The following is a 16,928-nucleotide window of genomic DNA, read 5'->3' as shown; positions in this document are numbered from 1 at the left end:
CCTATACTTCAATCTCCTTGGGAATCCCTGAAAACAAAAGAGTTTTGCGATTTTTCAGGGCGAACTAATTTATAGAATAGGTAGCATTCAAAAATATGGCACAAATTTCTAAGAAGATCAGCGTGAAATTTTGCATTTCGAACAACGGGGATAGTTCTGAAGTGGATAACGTCGTTGCGAATTTCAGTCGTAGCTCTTCATCGCATTGCGATGATGCTGATGCGGCAGTTCGCGATGGACTTAATCTCATGACTATCTTCTCGAAGCTGAATAGGCATCAACGGCTTGCTGTCATCACCTTCGTACAAAATTTGCCACGCCCTTGAATAAGGTCCTATGCGAACACGCAATCCAGGCCCAAAATACGCAGTGTAACATTTCTAAACCAATACAAGCGGCTCACGCCGTCCTGGTTGGATCAATCAGCCTTGGCTGAGATCCGAGATGGACGATGAAGCGGATCGGAGCTTAAGCATAGTGCCGCGAAGCGGAAGCCGGGACCGACTTCCCCCGACAGAACCGTTCCGCAGCTGGCATATTGTTATAAGGCATAAATAATATTCAGCTTGAATATTATTTGAATGGCTCCTGAGAACCTTTGATGAAAGATATATGGATCTACATTTTCTGCGCTACAGCTGCTCTCGGTGCGATCGTTTCTCTTATCAGAGCTATTGTGAGCCTATTGCCTCCGATGCTGCATTGAAAATCAGAACGCTGTTTCGCTCATTCTTGGGCTTAATTGCTGGATGATATCAGTGAGAATCTGTCGTTGTTCTCTCGGCAGAAGACGAAATGCCTTGAGCATTGTTATTGCTTCCGCCGGTGCCATGATGTCATCATTCTGAGCTGAAGGGTATGAGAATGCTTTTATCCGCTCCTGATAATCCGAGATGGCTCGCTCAACTGCTTCTCGAAAGGGCGTTATGAGATCGATCGTTTTGTCTAACATAGTGCTGCACCCTCCTGACTGAGGCCGACTTTCAATTCATGAATAAGATTGCGAATGTGCGGTGCTTTTCTTGCGGCCCGGCTCTCAACAACGGCAAGATCGATCGGGTCAATAAGCGGTAAATCTATCCGGCCATTAAAGATAACGAGATCCTCTGGTACGGAGCAGCGTGCGATAGCAGTGACCGCCACGCCTGCCCGTACAGGGGATAGCAGTCCGGCGAGACTTGGACTTGAATAGTGGATGCGAACGTCCAGACCGTTGGTTACGCAGGCATCGAGAATTTGGCGACGAGCAATGCATCCGGGCTGAAACACCGAGAGCGGCAGCGCCTCGTTCTCGCAAAACTGCGCGTTAGGAGCTGCCACCCAAACAATAGGTTCACGGCGAACCGTGGTTTCCTGGTTCCCGTCCGAAGGTGGTTGGCTAACCAATGCCAGATCCAGCTTACCCTTCTCGACCAGAACTTTTAGGCTTTCACTCGGCTCGCAGGTGAAGTCTATCGACACATCTGGATGGCTTTGCGAGAACCGCTCGATAACCCGAGGCAGCAGTTTGTCCATGTAATCGTCTGGAGCGCCAAGTCGTATGAGCCTCGGCTTGCTCCTCTGCGAGATACTTGCCCAAAATTCATCATTGAGCTGAAGCATGACCTTCGCATGAGAGACCAGAATGTCGCCTGCATCTGTTAGCCGCCTGGTTCTTCCTGACGGCTCGAAAAGTGTCAGTTGGAGCAGATCCTCCAGACGTTGCATCTGCATGGTGACGGCTGAAGGTGTGCGTCCGACACGCTCTGCCGCTGCCGCAAAGCTTCCAGCTTCGGCGATCATGACCAGCGTTTCCAGCAGCTGTGGATCAATGGATCTCAAGTTTTTTGGCATAATTCAGAGATGTTGAACTAATTCGTTAAAATCAATGAAATTGTATCCGACTTCCCCTGAACTTACACATGAAAACCCTGATCAATTGAGATCAGATTAATTTATATTAGAGCATTAGGGGATTATGGCGGATGTCTAACAGCTTTCCTTTCAAGCAAAATGTGTTCAAGAGCTTTCCCGGAGGCGATTTCTACCGGGCAAATGCTGCAAATTTTCCCGTCCTAAAGGGTCTTGCTGTGCAGGCTCTTGAGTTGGCTCCAGGCGGAATTCGCGAGCCTCACACGCATCCTAATGCCAATCAGCTCGATTTCTGCGTGAAGGGATTTGGGCGCGTTGGCATTGTGGGACCAGATGGTGAACAACACTATCTGGAACTGCGTCCAGGCGATATTTCGTTCGTTCCGCAAGGTTTTCTGCACTGGATCGAAAACCTGGGCGACGAACCATTATCGTTCCTTGTCGTCCTGTCTCATGAACTGCCTGAGACGATCGAGCTCTCGGAGATGCTTTCCGGCGTTCCAAACGAGACCCTTGCCAAGATGTATTCCGTTCCGGAAACCGTCTTCGCTGCAATCCCCAAAGAGACAATCGTCATCGGCGGCGGCACAACTGCGCCGACATTACGCGACGCGGCAGAATAGTGCTTCGAAAGGGGAGGCAAACATGCGGCTACGCGATATTCTGATCCTCGTTTCCGTGGCCTTTGCGTGGGGCTTCAATTTCGTGGTCATAAAATGGAGTCTGCTCCAGTTTCCGCCTCTCCTTCTCACTGCGATGCGATTTATCGTTTGCGCAGTGCCAGCCTTCTTCGTCCCGAGACCTAAGATATCAGGGGGGCGGCTTCTTGTGATCGGGGTCTCCCTCGGGATCGGAGTGTTTGGCTTTCTATATCTTGGCATTTATTTTGGCCTGAATCCCGGCATTGCCTCGGTGGTGATGCAAAGCCAGGTCTTCTTTACCCTGATACTGTCCTCATTCGTGCTGGGCGAAGCGCTCAGTTCACAAAGCATGGCCACAGTGGGTCTCGGTAGCCTTGGACTCTGTATTATCGCGCTTCCAGGCTTCACGAATTCAACGGGTACCGGCCTAATCCTTACCATTTGCGGCGCTCTTTGCTGGGCCGTCGCAAATGTCGCTATCCGCAAGGCCGGAGGCGTAAAGATGTTTAATGTGCTGGTCTGGATGAGCTTCATTCCACCAGTCCCTTTGCTGCTCTTGTCGGCAATGGTCGAAAGACCGGCTTTCGCGGAACTGCACTTCGATATGGCGGGTGTAGGCGCTATCCTCTATACCTCCTTAATCTCGACATTGCTTTGCTACGCCGTATGGGGGGCGCAACTGCATCGGTATCCGGTTGCGAAGGTGGCCCCTTTCGCCCTGCTTGTTCCTGTTTTCGGGCTGGCGTCTGCTGCAATCTTTTTGGAACAGTACCCGAATCTTATCCAGGTCATTGGAACAATGCTAATCCTGACCGCACTTTCTCTGGATCTGGTCCTCCCCAAGATCCGCCAACTTTTAATAACCAATTGATTTTTTTGTCAGGTTTGGAACCAGCCATGCGTACAGAACAAGGAGACCGGGAAATGCAGATCATCGATGAGCATCTGAAGGCGGCATGCCTCTTTTCAGAGCGCCTGGATCTTGAACTGCTGGTCTATCTTATCCGGATGGCGCAACAAGAGCTATCGGACCAGAGGAATGCCCAAACGAAAGTTCTTTCTGCGACCGCTGAAACCACCTGAGCAAGCCAGAAGTCCGGTCGATTGGACAGGAACGAGGTAGCGCGAGGGGAGGGCATTCCCCTCGTTCAGACCACAGCCAGCCAAAGTCGACGGATCTGAGTGCTAACCGTCGATCGTAATCTTATACAACCAGCCGCAACTCAGAAGTTTAAATTATTGATAGCTGCGATAAATCTGCCTTAAGGTCTCATTATCTGCGCTTAGCCAGGCGATCCATTGTCTCCAAAAGCGCGGGGGTGAAGACAGGAATACCCACAGGTGGGATGGAGGGGAGCCAAGGGGAGGGCATGGGCTACCTTCGGGCGAAGCGCAGCCCGCTCGATGCGGCAAGGTTCGCAACCGCCGAAACGGCGATGGGGCCAGCTCTCCCGAACCATAGCGCATTTTCTCGGTATCTTCATTCGTCTTTACGGTCACTGTTCAGCTGCTCACTGGCACGTCTTCCTTATGCTTGAGAAAAAGATCAACAGGCCTTATATCAATTGATTGGGACGGCGAGCTTACGCCCGCCGTCCCTGCTCTTAAAAGATGACTTGGACCCGGAACATGAGTGACCAGCTCTTCCGGGTCTTCGTCATTTTAAGAGTGATGGCCAGTGGAATGAACCACATCACCTCAACTCCTTTCGAGGGCGAGGCCCGTCGCCTCGGTCCGGGCAGTCTATTCTCCCAGATAACGCGGGCTGGCTCCGCGCACGCTGCTTCCGCCCTCAGAAACTCTAATTGTCCTTGTATAGCGACATTATCCGCTTGTTGCGAAGCTGATCCCGGCTTGTGTCGAATGTGTAGCCGTCCCAGTCCTTCCAAGCTTCCCAACCCGTCGCGGTGGCGCGACCGTACCAGACGCGCACTCTGACTTTGCCGTGTCCGTGGTCCTCGACAACCTCAACCGTATGGCTCCTTCCCAGTCCGGAGGGCGTGTCGAATACCTCAATGCGGCGTCGTTTGGTTATGCTCCTCATTTTGAGACCTCTGGATTCAGGCAATCAAGCGGCGCAGCCGCCGCTGATCGATCTCAAGACGCAACCTGCCGCATAGCGTCCGGCCTCGTTCAAGTTGCGCTGCCACGCCCCTTGTGACGGGGACCAGCGGAAGCCGTGAGATTTCAGGGTGCGCCGCGTCTGCTCGTCAGGCTTGCCGGGAAAGAACAACTGAATGCGGGCAATGTCGGTATTTTCCTTGACCGTGACGGCTCCTGCCTCCGTCTCGACGTCCTCGGCGCTGTCGCCGCGCTTCTTCATCGCCGCAAGCGAAGCGAGGCGGGATTGCATACGGCGCAACTCGGCACGGGTGTTGGTGGTGGAAAAGCCGCGTCGGTTCTGCCACGGGGCAAGGGTAACGCCACGCGATGCCCTCGCCTCGTCCATGCCGGTTTCTGCCACTACGCGGGCGAGAATGTCGGCTTCGCTCGCCTGATCCTTCTCCATCAGGCGAATGATGACATTCGCCCGTTTCATCTGGTCGATGGACAGGGCCAGGTCATCGATCCGTGAGGCAATGCGCTGCATGGCGGCAGGATCACTGGCTCGGATCGGCTCGTCACCGGTCCCGTGGGGAAACGCCTTGCGCTTCACTGCCTTTTTCGCAATCGCGATATGGGCCGCGATGTCAGCACGGCGGGCGTCTGATACCCGCATCCGCTTTTCGTTGCGGGCCACAGGAAAGCGGGCAGGGCCAGTGATAAACCAGTTCATGCAACGGCCTTCCGCGGCCCAATACTTGGCGGTAATCTCGACATGACGGCGGGCAAAGGCCTCTAGTTCAGCGTCCGGCAGGGGCAGTTTTGCTTGCTCCCACAGCTCCACCATGTAGGCGGCAAAGCCGTTCAGGCGCTCTGCCAGCCCCTCCAGTTCGGACAGGGTGCGCCGCTCTGGAAAATGGGTGAGGGCATCGAAGTTATACTCGATGTCCTTTGCCGCGATGGACGCGGCAAAGGTTCCTGCAAGGATAGAAAGGGTGCGGTCTTCGACAAATGCGATGATCATTGAACACCGCCCTTGATGATGGTCGGAGCGTGCCGTTCGATACGCGTCTGAAACCCGATCAATACGCCCATAAGGATCACGCCCTTCGGTGTATGCTCATCGTGTTGGGCATAAACCGGATCGAGGACAGGTTTGCAGACCTCGAAGCGCTTTGCGGCATCCTCGATACTGATCTGTGGCGTCTGAAGGTGCGCACCGTCCAAAGCGCCGATAACGATCTTTCCGGCCAAGGGCTGCGGATAGCCGTCAAAAATGGTGAAAGCGGTCAAGCCGTCCCGCAAACCTTCCTCGTCAATGATCAAGGCGTGTTTGCTGTCGAAGGGCACGACCTCGACAAGGTTGCAGCCAATCAGCCGGTAGCTCTGAGAGAATGCGCTGGATGCGGCGACCTCGACCTCCTGAATGGTTTCGGTGTGTGGGTCCAGCAGATAAAGAGTTGATGTTCTGGTCATTGAATAGCCCTTTTTTGCCCGCGAAGCGGTCTTCTCATGCCCCTCGTGGGCAGGAGCCCCGCTCCTGTTCCCGAGCTCGCGCGGAGCAGCGGGGGAGAGGGTGGCAAGGGGACAAAAACGGAGGGGGTTCGCCCGCCCGAGGCAAAGCCGGAGGGGCGTCGCGTGAGCGGCGATCCTGCACGAGAGCGAAGGCTTAAAAGCCAGAAGCGAAGGAAGGACGGGGAGACCGTTTTTTCCCCTTGTGAGGGAGAGGGGGCGGCGCTCCTCTTTCCCTCATCATCAAAGCGGACAGGACGCCTGCGGCGTCTCTGTTTTCCACGACACAGCTGATTAAATTGCGATAAATTCTGATTGCTGCGGAGATGCGGCAGGAGAAAAAGGCCGCCCCGGTACGAGGCGGAGCGGCCTCCATCGGTCAATGACAAGAAAGGGCTAGAGACTTGCCATGACCCGACCTGATCTGCGGCCAATATGGGGTGATGGAGATCGGCTGTAAATGTTGTCGGTACAAATTTTAATCTCCACACAGATGACTAAAGGCGAAGCCGTAGCGCAACCGATCGTCACCCGAATGGGCGGAGATAGCTCTGCTGGCTCCGTGCCAAAGCCATAGAGCGGGGTCGCAGAGCGATGCGCATCGATCATCCTGAGTTTCTCACGCCATTTCGCCACCGCTCAACGTGCCATACTCAATCATTCAATAGCAGGTCCAGCTCCAGTCTCTCCTACTTGAGTTCGTAACCTGAACCTTCATAGGAACCGTTCGAAACAGCTGCACCTTGTCTGATTGCACATAATACGACTGGCCTAACCTGCATTTATGACAAAGAGCAGGATACGTCTGCCATTCACCTTGAAGATGGATATCCAGGCTGCACCACCTTCGATACGGCATGCCTGTCCATTGCTTGTGTAGTTGTCACGACAACGGAGTATCGAAGCATTCTGGAAATAGCATTACAAAACTAAATTACCGGAAACTGAACGGAACGGTTTAGCTTTTTCCTTGAGCATCTTTATTCATGTAGGCATTGAACAAACTACGATCTGACGGAAAAACATATTCGGTCATGATTTCTCACGGTCGGATATCATAAACTTCTCAGTTAGAGATTATCGCAGATCACGGTCCAGCTTTATTAGGTTTCGTGTCTTTCTTTTTAAATTTCTTTTTATTGCGCCTCCGTCGTGCCCACAGGCAATGCTCGAATTAAGGCATCCCCCAAACACTCTGACACAGGTCATGACCCGAACCGAGACATTTCGGGTTTGGACTTCGTTATACAGGTTTCACATCCAGCAAATGATCCGAATACTGGCATGATGGCGTGGCGACAGCCGCGCCATCATGCCCCTCATTGGGCTGAACTCTGTTCTCGCCGCGCGCCGACCGCCAAAGGCGACACGTCGGCGCTTATGCGGCGTCCTTCTCGTCCCCCTCGGATCAACCGGCCTTGGCCGAGATCCGAGATAGACAATGAAGAGTATCGGAGCTTTCAGCATAGCGCCGCCCCTCATTCAGGGGCGGGAAAGCGGGAATTCTCGACACGGTTCTGACGGAAAAAGGGAAGCCGCAGGAGGCTTAGCATAGCGACGCGAAGCGGAAGCCGGGACCGACTTCCCCCGACAGAACCGTACTATATCTTCAACCTTGATTTTTCTCGTTCGATATGTTCCCTATTCGTTCCTTTCTCTGACAGTCTTGAAAGGATCTAATTGAATGCTCGCCGGCCTGAAAATCGAGGCAGAAGTCTATGTGCCTCTCATGCTCCACGGGTTATGCGCCGGCTTTCCGTCACCCGCAGATGACTACATCGAAGAATCGATTGACCTCACAAAGCTCCTGATCCGGAACCCGCCAGCGACGTTCTTGTGGAAGGTCGACCGCAGCCTGCGCCCGGTCGATGGCGATATTGTCGTGGCGACCGTTCATGGCGAGCGGTCGTTGAAGCGGCTGCGCATGACGGGTGGTCGTCCGCGGCTGATGTTTGAGAATTCAGATATGCCGCTGTTCAACCTTCCGGAGATCGCGGAAGTCGAGATCTGGGGTGTCGCACTTTGCAACGTACATTGGCTGCGACCGAGGAAGCAGGGATGACCTCATTCGCACTGATTGACGGCAACTCATTCTATTGCTCCTGCGAGCGCGTCTTTGACCCTGCCATCGCAAAGCGGCCGGTGATCGTTCTGTCCAACAACGACGGATGCGCCGTTGCCAGAACGGCGGAGGCCAAGGCGCTCGGCATTGGCATGGGCGAACCCTACTTCAAGATCCGCGATCTCTGTCGTGACAATGATGTGGCGGTCTACTCCAGCAACTACACCCTTTATGGCGACATGAGCGCCAGGCTGAATGCGATCTACCGGCAATGGTCTCCGGATGTTGAGGTCTATTCGATCGATGAAAGCTTTTTGGATATGACCGACATCAGGCCCGTCGATCGCGTCGCCTTCGGCCGCGATCTTCGGTCCACGGTTCAGCAATGGACCGGGATCCCGACATGTGTCGGCATTGGCCCGAGCAAGACACTGGCGAAGTTCGCAAACCACGTTGCAAAGAAGAACCCGGAGCTTGGCGGCGTCTGCGACCTGACAGATGCAGCCGTTCGGCAAAGCTGGCTCGATCGCGTCGAGGTGGGGGAGGTTTGGGGCGTCGGTACGGCATCAGAGCGAAAGCTATTCGGTCTGGGCATTGAGACAGCCGGCGACCTGGCTCGCGTTGATGCGCGGCTTGCCCGCAACCTTCTGAGCGTGGGGTCGGAACAAGATTTGCTCCCCCAGACACGCTAAGGTCGAACGGACGGTGAACGTCATGCAGCGCGCAGGGTTTTTCCGGGAAGGCGCAAGGGCCTGAAGCCCTCTGGCATCTGCTGCTCCGTGTCCCAGGAATAGATGCCAGTGAGATTGATGTGCTCCCAACTGAGCGGCGAGACGTGTTTCAGCAGCTCGTTGGGAATATATCGGCCCCGTTGGCTCAGATGGGCCGTTGCCCGGCTGAGATAGACGGTGTTCCAATGGACGATGGCGCTGACCACGAGGTTGAGGCCGGAAGCACGGAATGCCTGACTGTCAAAGGAGCGATCACGGATTTCGCCGCGCTCGTGGAAGAAGACGGCGCGCTTGAGCTTGTGCGCGGCTTCGCCCTTGTTGAGACCGGCCTGGACTTGTCACGGAATTGTGCCGGTCACCTGAGCGTTTTAAGCTGGCAACAGGAGATCAGCGAGATGATGAAGCATAGTGAAGATTTTAAGCGAGAAGCGGTTCGGATCGCACTGAGCAGCGGGTTGTCACGGGAGCGGGTTGCTGCGGATTTGGGGGTCGGCAAATCGACGCTTGGCAAATGGATTTCTCACCATCGCCCTGCAGATTTGGTGGCGCAGCCGCAGGCCGATCTGGCCCGCGAAAATGAGCGGCTGCGCCTGGAAAACCGTATCCTCAAGGAGGAGAGGGACATTCTAAAAAACGATCACGGGCTTTGGTCCGCCTGTGCGCGGTAGAAACAGGCTGTGCTACGCTGGCCGCCGGAGGGGAGTTGCTGACTGCTTATTGGAGGCGATCGATCCCGTTAAAAAACGTGGCACATGGGCTGTTGCGGACTTGAGAGTGGTGACGCTGTTTCGGCGGCGATCCCGGTTAGGAAAATGACGAACTTGCTCGGCCCAGCCCCTCCCGATCCAAAGGAGGAGAAGCCATGCCAAAGACAAGTTCATCCATGCCGCAGAACCTGACCCGCATGAACCCTGGAGCGGCAGCCATCGACATCGGGTCCACGATGCATATGGCTGCGGTCAATCCGGATTATGCCGAGATGCCAATCCGCTCATTTGGGACCTTCACCCACGATTTGCATGATCTTGCCGCCTGGTTCAGATCCTGCGGTGTCACCAGCGTGGCGATGGAGTCGACCGGCGTCTACTGGATACCGGCTTACGAGATTCTGGAGCAGCACGGCTTCGAGGTGATCCTGGTCAATGCGCGTTATGCGAAGAACGTCCCTGGCAGGAAGACGGACGTCAGCGACGCGGCATGGCTTCGCCAGTTGCATTCCTATGGCTTGCTGCGCGGCAGCTTTCGGCCAAACGCACAGGTCGCAACGCTGCGTGCTTACCTACGCCAGCGAGAACGGCTGGTCGAGTATGCGGCGGCTCACATCCAGCACATGCAGAAGGCTCTGATGGAGATGAACCTACAGCTCCACCATGTTGTCTCCGACATCACAGGCGTGACGGGCATGAAGATCATCCGTGCGATCGTCTCCGGCGAGCGCGATCCCGACGTTCTGGCATCGTTGCGTGATGTTCGTTGTCACTCCTCCGTCGAGACAATCAGAGCATCCCTGATCGGCAACGATCGTGATGAGCACGTGTTTGCCCTTTCCCAGTCACTGGAGCTTTACGACTTCTACCAGGCGAAGATGCTCGAATGCGACCGCAAGCTTGAAGTGTCGATTGCTTCCATGACCGTGGACCGTGAAGCGCCGCTTCCACCGCTACCAAAGGTCCGGACGAAGACCAAACAGACAAATGCACCGTCCTTCGATGTGCGAGCTGCACTCTACGGTCTCACCCGGACAGATTTGACCCAGATTCACGGCCTCGGCTCCTCGCTTGCGCTCAAGCTCATCGGCGAATGCGGAACGGATCTGCGAGCATGGCCCTCTGCCAAGCACTTCACATCGTGGCTTTGTCTCGCCCCCGGCAACAAGATCTCCGGCGGCAAAGTGCTTTCGTCCCGGACCCGTCGATCCTCTAGCCGCGCCGCAGCGCTCTTGCGGTTGGCTGCCACTACGATTGGGCGAAGTGACACTGCCCTCAGTGCGTTCTACCGACGGTTGGCAGGGCGCATCGGTAAGCAGAAGGCCGTGACCGCGACGGCGCGGAAGATTGCAGTCCTGTTCTACAATGCGTTGCGATTTGGAATGGTCTATCGGGACCCAGGAGCTGCGGCCTACGATGAACGGCATCGCGGTCGCGTCATTGCGAACCTCCAGCGTCGCGCCCGGTCCATGGGCTATGAGCTCGCACCCATGACGGCTGGAGACTGTGTTTCTTAGGAAAGCTACGCAGTTCTTCGCGAGCCATATGTGGACACCCCTCGGTCAAGCCTATCTTCTGATCTTTTTGAACCCGGTTGGCTGCTCGCATATGTCCGGCCTCCGATAATCGGCCGAACGGCCGCGGGCCTTGATGAATGTCCGCGGATCATGGTCCCAATCAAAAAAGCGCATTCTGTCGATGCAGACTCGCGAACGGGTTGTCCTGATCCCCGGCGGAACCGGTATTCATCACGATCGTCTGGCAGGCCCTCCGAACTCGGTGACGCTGTTGCGTCGGTTTCTATGCGATGGCGTTTGTGTATGCCGTCTGCCGCGTCATCACGGCCCATGCTATTCGCGCCATCTTGTTCGCCAGCGCCACGCTCGTCAGGCGCGCCGACTTCGTCAGCAACAATTTCCTGACCCACTCGATGAGCGGCCCGTGCATCTTATGCCTGACATGCCGGAGGACGGCTGTCGCGCCGACGATCAGCAGCGTTCGCAGATATCGGTTCCCGGCCTTGGTGATCCTGCCGAGCCGTTCCTTTCCTCCGGACGAATTGGATCGGGGCGTCAGCCCGAGCCATGCGGCAAATTCTCGCCCCGACCTGAAGACTGACGCATCAGGTACTGTCGCGGCCAACGCAGTGGCGGTGATCACGCCGACGCCGGGGATCGTCGCAAGCCTGCGGCTTGCTTCGCTCGTTCTTTGCCATTCGCGGATCTTGGCCTCAAGTGTCCTGACCTCGGCGGTCAGGGAGTCGATTTGCCTGGCCAAGGATACGACGATGTCAGTCACGAGCGGCGGAACGTCCAGCTCGGTCGGATCGTGTGCGAGCACCCGCCCGACGAGCTCTGCCGTTCTTTCGATCCCGACCGGCGCCACGATGCCGATCTCGGTGAGATGGCCTCGTAAGGCGTTCACCAGCATGGTCCTCTGCCGGATGAGGAGAGCACGCGACTTGTGCACCATCAGGATTGACTGCTGCGACGCTGACTTGATGGGAACGAACCGCATCGTCGGCCGGGTTACAGCCTCGCAGATCGCCTCGGCATCCACCATGTCGTTCTTCCCCCGCTTCACATACGGCTTCACATAAGCCGGTGCCATCAGCTTGACCTCATGGCCCATGCCGGTCAGTTCGCGCGCCCAGTGATGTGCGGAGCCACACGCCTCCATGCCGATCAGACTCGGCTCCAGCTTGGCAAAGAATGCAAGAAGGTGCCCGCGACGGAGTTTCTGAGCGATCACGACACGATTGCTGTCATCAATGCCGTGAACCTGGAAGACATTCTTTGCAAGGTCGATTCCGATTGTCAGCCTGGACATCCCGTTTCCTTTCCAACATTTGATTGGTCCCTGCCGATATTCTCGGCGGTAGTGGTGGGGGTGTCCACATCATCAAAAATCGTGAGATTTGCCTTCGTTCATCAGCACCGCGATCGCTGGCCTGTCGAAGGACTATGCCGCGTCTTGCAGGTGTCCACGCGCGGCTATCGGGCCTGGGCGTCGCGCCCCACCTGCCAGCGTGCTCGCACAGATCTGAAGCTGCTGGCTCACATCCGCGAGCAATATACCTTGAGCGGTGGCACCTATGGCAGGCCTCGGATGACCATGGAGCTCAAAGAGGTGGGTCTCAATGTGGGCGAGCGTCGTGTAGGTCGGCTGATGAAGATCAATGGGATACGGCCCATTCGCACCCGCCGCCACAAGGTCACCACCGATAGCCAGCACCACCTTGGCGTTGCTCCCAATCTGCTGGACGGGGATTTTCTGGCTGCTGCGCCTAACCAGAAATGGGCAGGCGACATCAGCTATATCTGGACCACTGAGGGCTGGCTCTACCTTGCGGTCGTCATCGATCTGTTCAGTCGGCGCGTGGTTGGTTGGGCTGTTAGCGACCGGATGAAGAAGGATCTGGCGATCCGAGCCTTGGAAATGGCCATAAACCTGCGTCAGCCACCCAAGGGATGCATTTTCCATTCCGATAGTCATATGATTGATACCAGTTCTCGGTTGGTTTGACTCAAACACCGTTTGACCATTCTTTGGGCTGGTGCCGCATGGCTTCCCGGTATGATCTGACCCTCATTCCGATCGACCTAAATATGTGTCTTTCCGCGGACCTGTCGATCATCCGGGAACGTCCTGCGGTGAGGCCTTGCCTCGAAGGTGCTGCTGTGACCCTAGAAGGGCATGACCATCCGGTCCCATGACTGTCCTGTCCCTGCATCTTCCGGGCAATAATTCTCAAGACGCAGGAGAGGATAATCAGATGCCTGAACACCGAGCAGAAACTTTCGTCATTGGTGGCGTCGATACACATAAGGACTTGCATGTCGCGGCAGTCGTTGATCATCGCGACCGCGTTCTCGGTACCGAGAGCTTTCCGACAACCCGACACGGCTATCGCTTGATGCTGGCTTGGATGCGATCCTTCGGGGATCTTCAGCGGGTCGGGATTGAATGCTCTGGCAGCTATGGCGCGGGGTTGCTGCGCTACATGCAAACCGCAGGTGTCGAGGTTCTGGAAGTCACCGCACCTGACAAACTGGACCGTCGCCGGCGCGGCAAGAATGACTACTTCGACGCAGAAAGTGCGGCCCACGCAGCCTTTGCGAGACGGTACACCGTAACGCCACGCAGTAGGGATGGCATGGTGGAAAGTCTACGTGTTCTAAGGGGTTGCCACAAAACTGCTATTCAAGCGCGCCGCATTGCCCTGCAAATGATCCAGGCGACCATCGTCTGCGCACCAGACAAAATCCGCGATCCGCTACGCAGCATAACGCGGATGCAACTGATCCGTACGCTTGCAGCCAGCAGACCTGACCTCACTGCGTATCGCCAGGTCGAAGAAGCCTACCGCATCTCTCTCAAGTCTCTGGCGCGACGTTATCTCGAACTACATGACGAGATCGCCGACCTGGACGATATGATTGAGGCCATCGTCAAGGATCTCGCTCCCGAACTCCTTGCTCAAACCGCAATCGGCGTGAACAGTGCGGCACAGTTGCTGCTCACGGCGGGCGATAACTTCGACCGCTTGAAGTCCGAAGCAAGCTTCGCCGCATTGTGCGGCGTCAGCCCCGTCCCCGCTTCATCCGGGAAAACGGTCCGGCACAGGTTGAACAGGGGTGGGGATCGCGCGGCAAACAGTGCCATCCACATCATCGCTATCGGGAGGCTTCGACTGGATGCACGCACACAGGATTACGTCGCACGACGCATCGCAGCCGGAAACTCGAAGCTTGAGGCAATTCGCTGCCTCAAACGCTACATCGCCCGCGAAGTCTTCGCAACCATCATGCGGCGGCACAGGGAAATCAACCAAAGCCAAATTGCGGCTTGACTCTTAGAAGGGCGTCCGCGGCAGCCAATATTGTTCCTACGACTTCCAGAAAAAGCTGCAGGTCCACGGCGTACGGCCATCAATAATGTCAGGCAAGGGCAATTGCTATGATAATGCTGCGGTCGAGACCTTCTTCAAAAGCCTGAAGGCAGAAGTGCTCTGGCGTCAGACCTGGCCAACCAGACGAAAGGCAGAGGCCGCCATCTTCCAGTACATCAACGGCTTCTACAACCCACGTAGGCGCCATTCATATCTGGGCGGCATCAGCCCCCTCGCTTTCCAAGCAAAGGTGGCATAGTGAGATAGGTGACCGGCACAATTCCGTGACAAGTCCAAAAAGCCCCTTCGAGCCATCCGGAATATTTGCAACAAAGCCGTCAAAATTAGGTCTCCTGTAAAACATAAATGAGCGCGAATGATAATGCTGACATAACCCACATTAACATACAGAATAACACTACACGCCTGTTTTCTATTATATTGCTATAGCTTATCTTAATGTTAGTGTTTTTTTCTAACGGAGTGATGCGTATAACCATGTAGAACACAGAGGCTATAAAGAGAATAACAAATAGAAAGGCCGAAAACTCAGCGATTGCAAGGACGCTTAGGTTATCCATTTCTCCTACCACTCATTGACCAAATGAACAACCTATGGAAATCTGAGGGCAGATTATAACATCTTTATGGCGAAAATCAATGACGGATAATCCAGGACCAATTGGCGGCGGCGTATATGGACAATTCTTTTTCATTTTCGGTGCATCAGGGGGAATCAACGCGAATGGAAATCCCACAATAGGTTTGTATAGCCAAGTAGGCGCTGGGGCGGGTGGAGCGGGTGGAATTTCCTATACTCTATCCGAAGGCTTCAGCGGCATGGCAGCCATCGGTGTAGCAACACCCTCAGGAATGCCGGGCGTGACGGGTTCGGTTCTGTACGATTTTGTAAGCGGTCACACGTTTTTCAATGTCGGTTTGGGAATATCCGATTTTGCTGAGGGCGGGGTATGGTCTGAGTTTGGTTCGCTGCAGGACTTTAAGGATTGGTACCGCCAGGAGTATGGCGAAGATGTACCCCTTGCAGACGATTTTGGCGATCTTCCCAGCGCGCAGATACCCGAAAATCCAGAGCCTGCTGATCCTGGCGATCCCGGTGATCCTGGCGATCCCGGTGATCCCGGCGATCCTGGCGATCCCGGTGATCCCGGCGATCCCGGCGATCCTGGCGATCCCGGTGATCCCGGTGATCCTGGCGATCCCGGTGATCCCGGTGATCCTGGCGATCCCGGTGATCCCGGTGATCCTGGCGATCCTAAGCCAGGCTGGCCGCCGTCGCCACCGTCGCCCCCTCGGGATCCACTTGTGTTGGATCTCGACGGAGACGGGGTGGAACTCATTTCGCTTAATGATTCAAGCGCGCATTTCGACTACGAGAGTGATAGCTTCTCCGAGAAGACGGGTTGGCTGAGTTCCGACGATGCATTCCTCGTGCATGACGACAACGGAAACGGTGTCGTTGATGGCATCTCTGAAATCTTCGGCAGTCCGACAGAAGACGGCTTCGCCGCACTGCGCGCTTTCGACACAAACGGCAACGGAAAGGTCGATGCAAGCGACGAGCATTTCGACAATCTGAAGCTCTGGCGCGACCTTAATGGGAACGGCGCATTTGATCAGGGAGAAATGTACTCACTCGCTGAGTACAATATCGCATCCATTGACGGTGATGCCGTATCATCAACTAGGGTAACGGCAGGTAACCAAATTGCCTTCGAAGGTTTGTTTACACGAACGAACGGGACCACTGGTGTCGCTGAGGCCGTGCTGTTCAACACCAATCCCGCTATCTCCGTTTGGGACATGCCGGACGGCTTTGAGGTTTCGGAAGCAGCAGCCGTTCTGCCGAACCTAAAGGGATATGGTTTCCTGCCAGACCTTGCCTATTCGATGACGCTTGATGAAAGTCTGCGCGGATTAGTCGAGTTGTACGTTCTCGACGTATTGACGCTACCTGCCGAGCAGGTTCGAACACAGTTCGAGACACTGCTTCTGTCATGGGCCGGGGTGAACGATGTTCCCGCAAATGGCCGCGGCAATTATATAGACGGCAAGGTCGTCGCGTTCCTCGAAAAATACTTCGGATCCGACTTTGTCGGAAATGCTGATGGGACCCTAGGTTCACGCTACGCCGAAGTCATTAAGGCGTCTTTCGATACGGTCGTTGACGTCTTGCTGACCCGCTTTCTGTCGCAGTCAGCACTATCTGCACTGAAACTAGATGCGGATCCCGAGATCGTGCTTGCGAGCCCGCTTCTACCTCTAACTCTTCTCGCTTATGACGTAGAAAACGAGCGTCTCACTAACGATCCAGATGATGTCGTCGGCTGGATCATCGATCTCGCACCGTCGAACTTCAGCCAGAAACTGGACTACTATGCGAAAGCCATCACTGGGCTTTTGGGTTTGAAGTACGAGTATTTCAAGAACGATACCGCCACGTTTAAGACGTACATCCTGAGCAAGGTA

The 16,928-nt window shown here is 55.4% G+C and carries 12 protein-coding genes and 6 pseudogenes; 11 read left to right on the top strand and 7 right to left on the bottom strand.

Features of this window, described 5'->3' with window-relative positions; all coding sequences use genetic code 11:
* Positions 1-709: 709 nt before the first annotated feature.
* Together E8M78_RS21460 and E8M78_RS21455 are read right to left on the bottom strand one after the other, a co-directional pair.
* Positions 710-952, bottom strand: coding sequence for a hypothetical protein (locus tag E8M78_RS21460; protein ID WP_137136984.1), 243 nt, complete (start codon positions 950-952; stop codon positions 710-712).
* The gene (locus E8M78_RS21455) at positions 946-1,833 is read right to left on the bottom strand and encodes a LysR substrate-binding domain-containing protein (RefSeq protein WP_137136983.1); all 888 of its coding nucleotides are present in this window, start codon (positions 1,831-1,833) and stop codon (positions 946-948) included. The genes E8M78_RS21460 and E8M78_RS21455 overlap by 7 nt, the downstream gene beginning before the upstream one ends.
* A gap of 131 nt (positions 1,834-1,964) precedes the next feature.
* Between E8M78_RS21455 and E8M78_RS21450 the strand changes: the two genes are divergently transcribed.
* Genes E8M78_RS21450 through E8M78_RS21440 form a run of 3 tightly spaced genes read left to right on the top strand, consistent with a single transcriptional unit; the run spans position 1,965 to position 3,575 of the window.
* The gene (locus E8M78_RS21450; protein WP_137136982.1) at positions 1,965-2,474 is read left to right on the top strand and encodes a cupin domain-containing protein; all 510 of its coding nucleotides are present in this window, start codon (positions 1,965-1,967) and stop codon (positions 2,472-2,474) included.
* Positions 2,475-2,496: 22 nt separating this feature from the next.
* A complete protein-coding gene (locus E8M78_RS21445) occupies positions 2,497-3,363 on the top strand; it encodes an EamA family transporter (RefSeq protein ID WP_246658428.1) in 867 nt (288 codons plus the stop codon).
* Between the two features lie 26 nt (positions 3,364-3,389).
* Complete coding sequence (locus tag E8M78_RS21440; protein WP_137136980.1) at positions 3,390-3,575, top strand: hypothetical protein; 186 nt, start codon at positions 3,390-3,392, stop codon at positions 3,573-3,575.
* A gap of 718 nt (positions 3,576-4,293) precedes the next feature.
* On the opposite strand, the gene E8M78_RS21435 is transcribed toward E8M78_RS21440, so the two are convergent.
* From E8M78_RS21435 to E8M78_RS21425, 3 genes are read right to left on the bottom strand one after another with little or no spacing between them, the layout of a single operon-like run.
* Positions 4,294-4,536: a hypothetical protein gene (locus E8M78_RS21435; protein WP_137136979.1), complete on the bottom strand. Its 243-nt coding sequence runs from the start codon at positions 4,534-4,536 to the stop codon at positions 4,294-4,296.
* Positions 4,537-4,560: 24 nt separating this feature from the next.
* Positions 4,561-5,559 carry a hypothetical protein gene (locus tag E8M78_RS21430; protein WP_246658427.1) on the bottom strand — a complete coding sequence of 333 codons (999 nt, stop codon included), beginning with the start codon at positions 5,557-5,559 and terminating at the stop codon, positions 4,561-4,563.
* Complete coding sequence (locus E8M78_RS21425; protein WP_137136978.1) at positions 5,556-6,011, bottom strand: DUF3846 domain-containing protein; 456 nt, start codon at positions 6,009-6,011, stop codon at positions 5,556-5,558. The genes E8M78_RS21430 and E8M78_RS21425 overlap by 4 nt, the downstream gene beginning before the upstream one ends.
* 1,720 nt (positions 6,012-7,731) lie before the next feature.
* Here E8M78_RS21425 and E8M78_RS21415 point away from each other — a divergent pair.
* Complete coding sequence (locus E8M78_RS21415; RefSeq protein ID WP_137136976.1) at positions 7,732-8,109, top strand: S24 family peptidase; 378 nt, start codon at positions 7,732-7,734, stop codon at positions 8,107-8,109.
* Positions 8,106-8,798, top strand: a pseudogene (locus tag E8M78_RS21410) (Y-family DNA polymerase); the annotation flags it as partial. The gene E8M78_RS21415 and the pseudogene E8M78_RS21410, both read left to right, overlap by 4 nt.
* A 23-nt stretch (positions 8,799-8,821) precedes the next feature.
* Here the strand turns inward: E8M78_RS21410 and E8M78_RS21405 are convergent.
* Positions 8,822-9,178 (bottom strand): annotated as a pseudogene (locus tag E8M78_RS21405) (Tn3 family transposase); the annotation flags it as partial.
* Positions 9,179-9,235: 57 nt separating this feature from the next.
* On the opposite strand from E8M78_RS21405, the pseudogene E8M78_RS23980 reads away from it, so the two are divergent.
* Positions 9,236-9,472, top strand: a pseudogene (locus E8M78_RS23980) (transposase); the annotation flags it as partial.
* 230 nt (positions 9,473-9,702) lie between these two features.
* Positions 9,703-11,064: an IS110 family transposase gene (locus E8M78_RS21395; RefSeq protein ID WP_137136974.1), complete on the top strand. Its 1,362-nt coding sequence runs from the start codon at positions 9,703-9,705 to the stop codon at positions 11,062-11,064.
* Positions 11,065-11,347: 283 nt separating this feature from the next.
* Here E8M78_RS21395 and E8M78_RS21390 read toward each other — a convergent pair whose 3' ends face one another.
* Positions 11,348-12,376 (bottom strand): IS110 family transposase, encoded by a 1,029-nt coding sequence (locus tag E8M78_RS21390; RefSeq protein WP_137136973.1) that lies wholly within the window; start codon positions 12,374-12,376, stop codon positions 11,348-11,350.
* Between the two features lie 75 nt (positions 12,377-12,451).
* On the opposite strand from E8M78_RS21390, the pseudogene E8M78_RS21385 reads away from it, so the two are divergent.
* The 4 genes and pseudogenes from E8M78_RS21385 to E8M78_RS23665 all read left to right on the top strand — a co-directional run.
* Positions 12,452-13,036, top strand: a pseudogene (locus tag E8M78_RS21385) (IS3 family transposase); the annotation flags it as partial.
* 286 nt (positions 13,037-13,322) lie between these two features.
* On the top strand, positions 13,323-14,399 hold the full coding sequence (locus E8M78_RS21380) for an IS110 family transposase (RefSeq protein WP_137136972.1): 1,077 nt from the start codon (positions 13,323-13,325) through the stop codon (positions 14,397-14,399).
* Between the two features lie 16 nt (positions 14,400-14,415).
* Positions 14,416-14,697: pseudogene (locus E8M78_RS21375) on the top strand (IS3 family transposase); the annotation flags it as partial.
* A gap of 401 nt (positions 14,698-15,098) precedes the next feature.
* A pseudogene (locus E8M78_RS23665) lies at positions 15,099-16,928 on the top strand (hypothetical protein); the annotation flags it as partial.

The sequence above is a fragment of the Rhizobium sp. FKY42 genome (assembly GCF_005222835.1).
GTDB lineage: Bacteria > Pseudomonadota > Alphaproteobacteria > Rhizobiales > Rhizobiaceae > Neorhizobium.
This window is presented reverse-complemented; position numbering and strand designations above follow the sequence as displayed.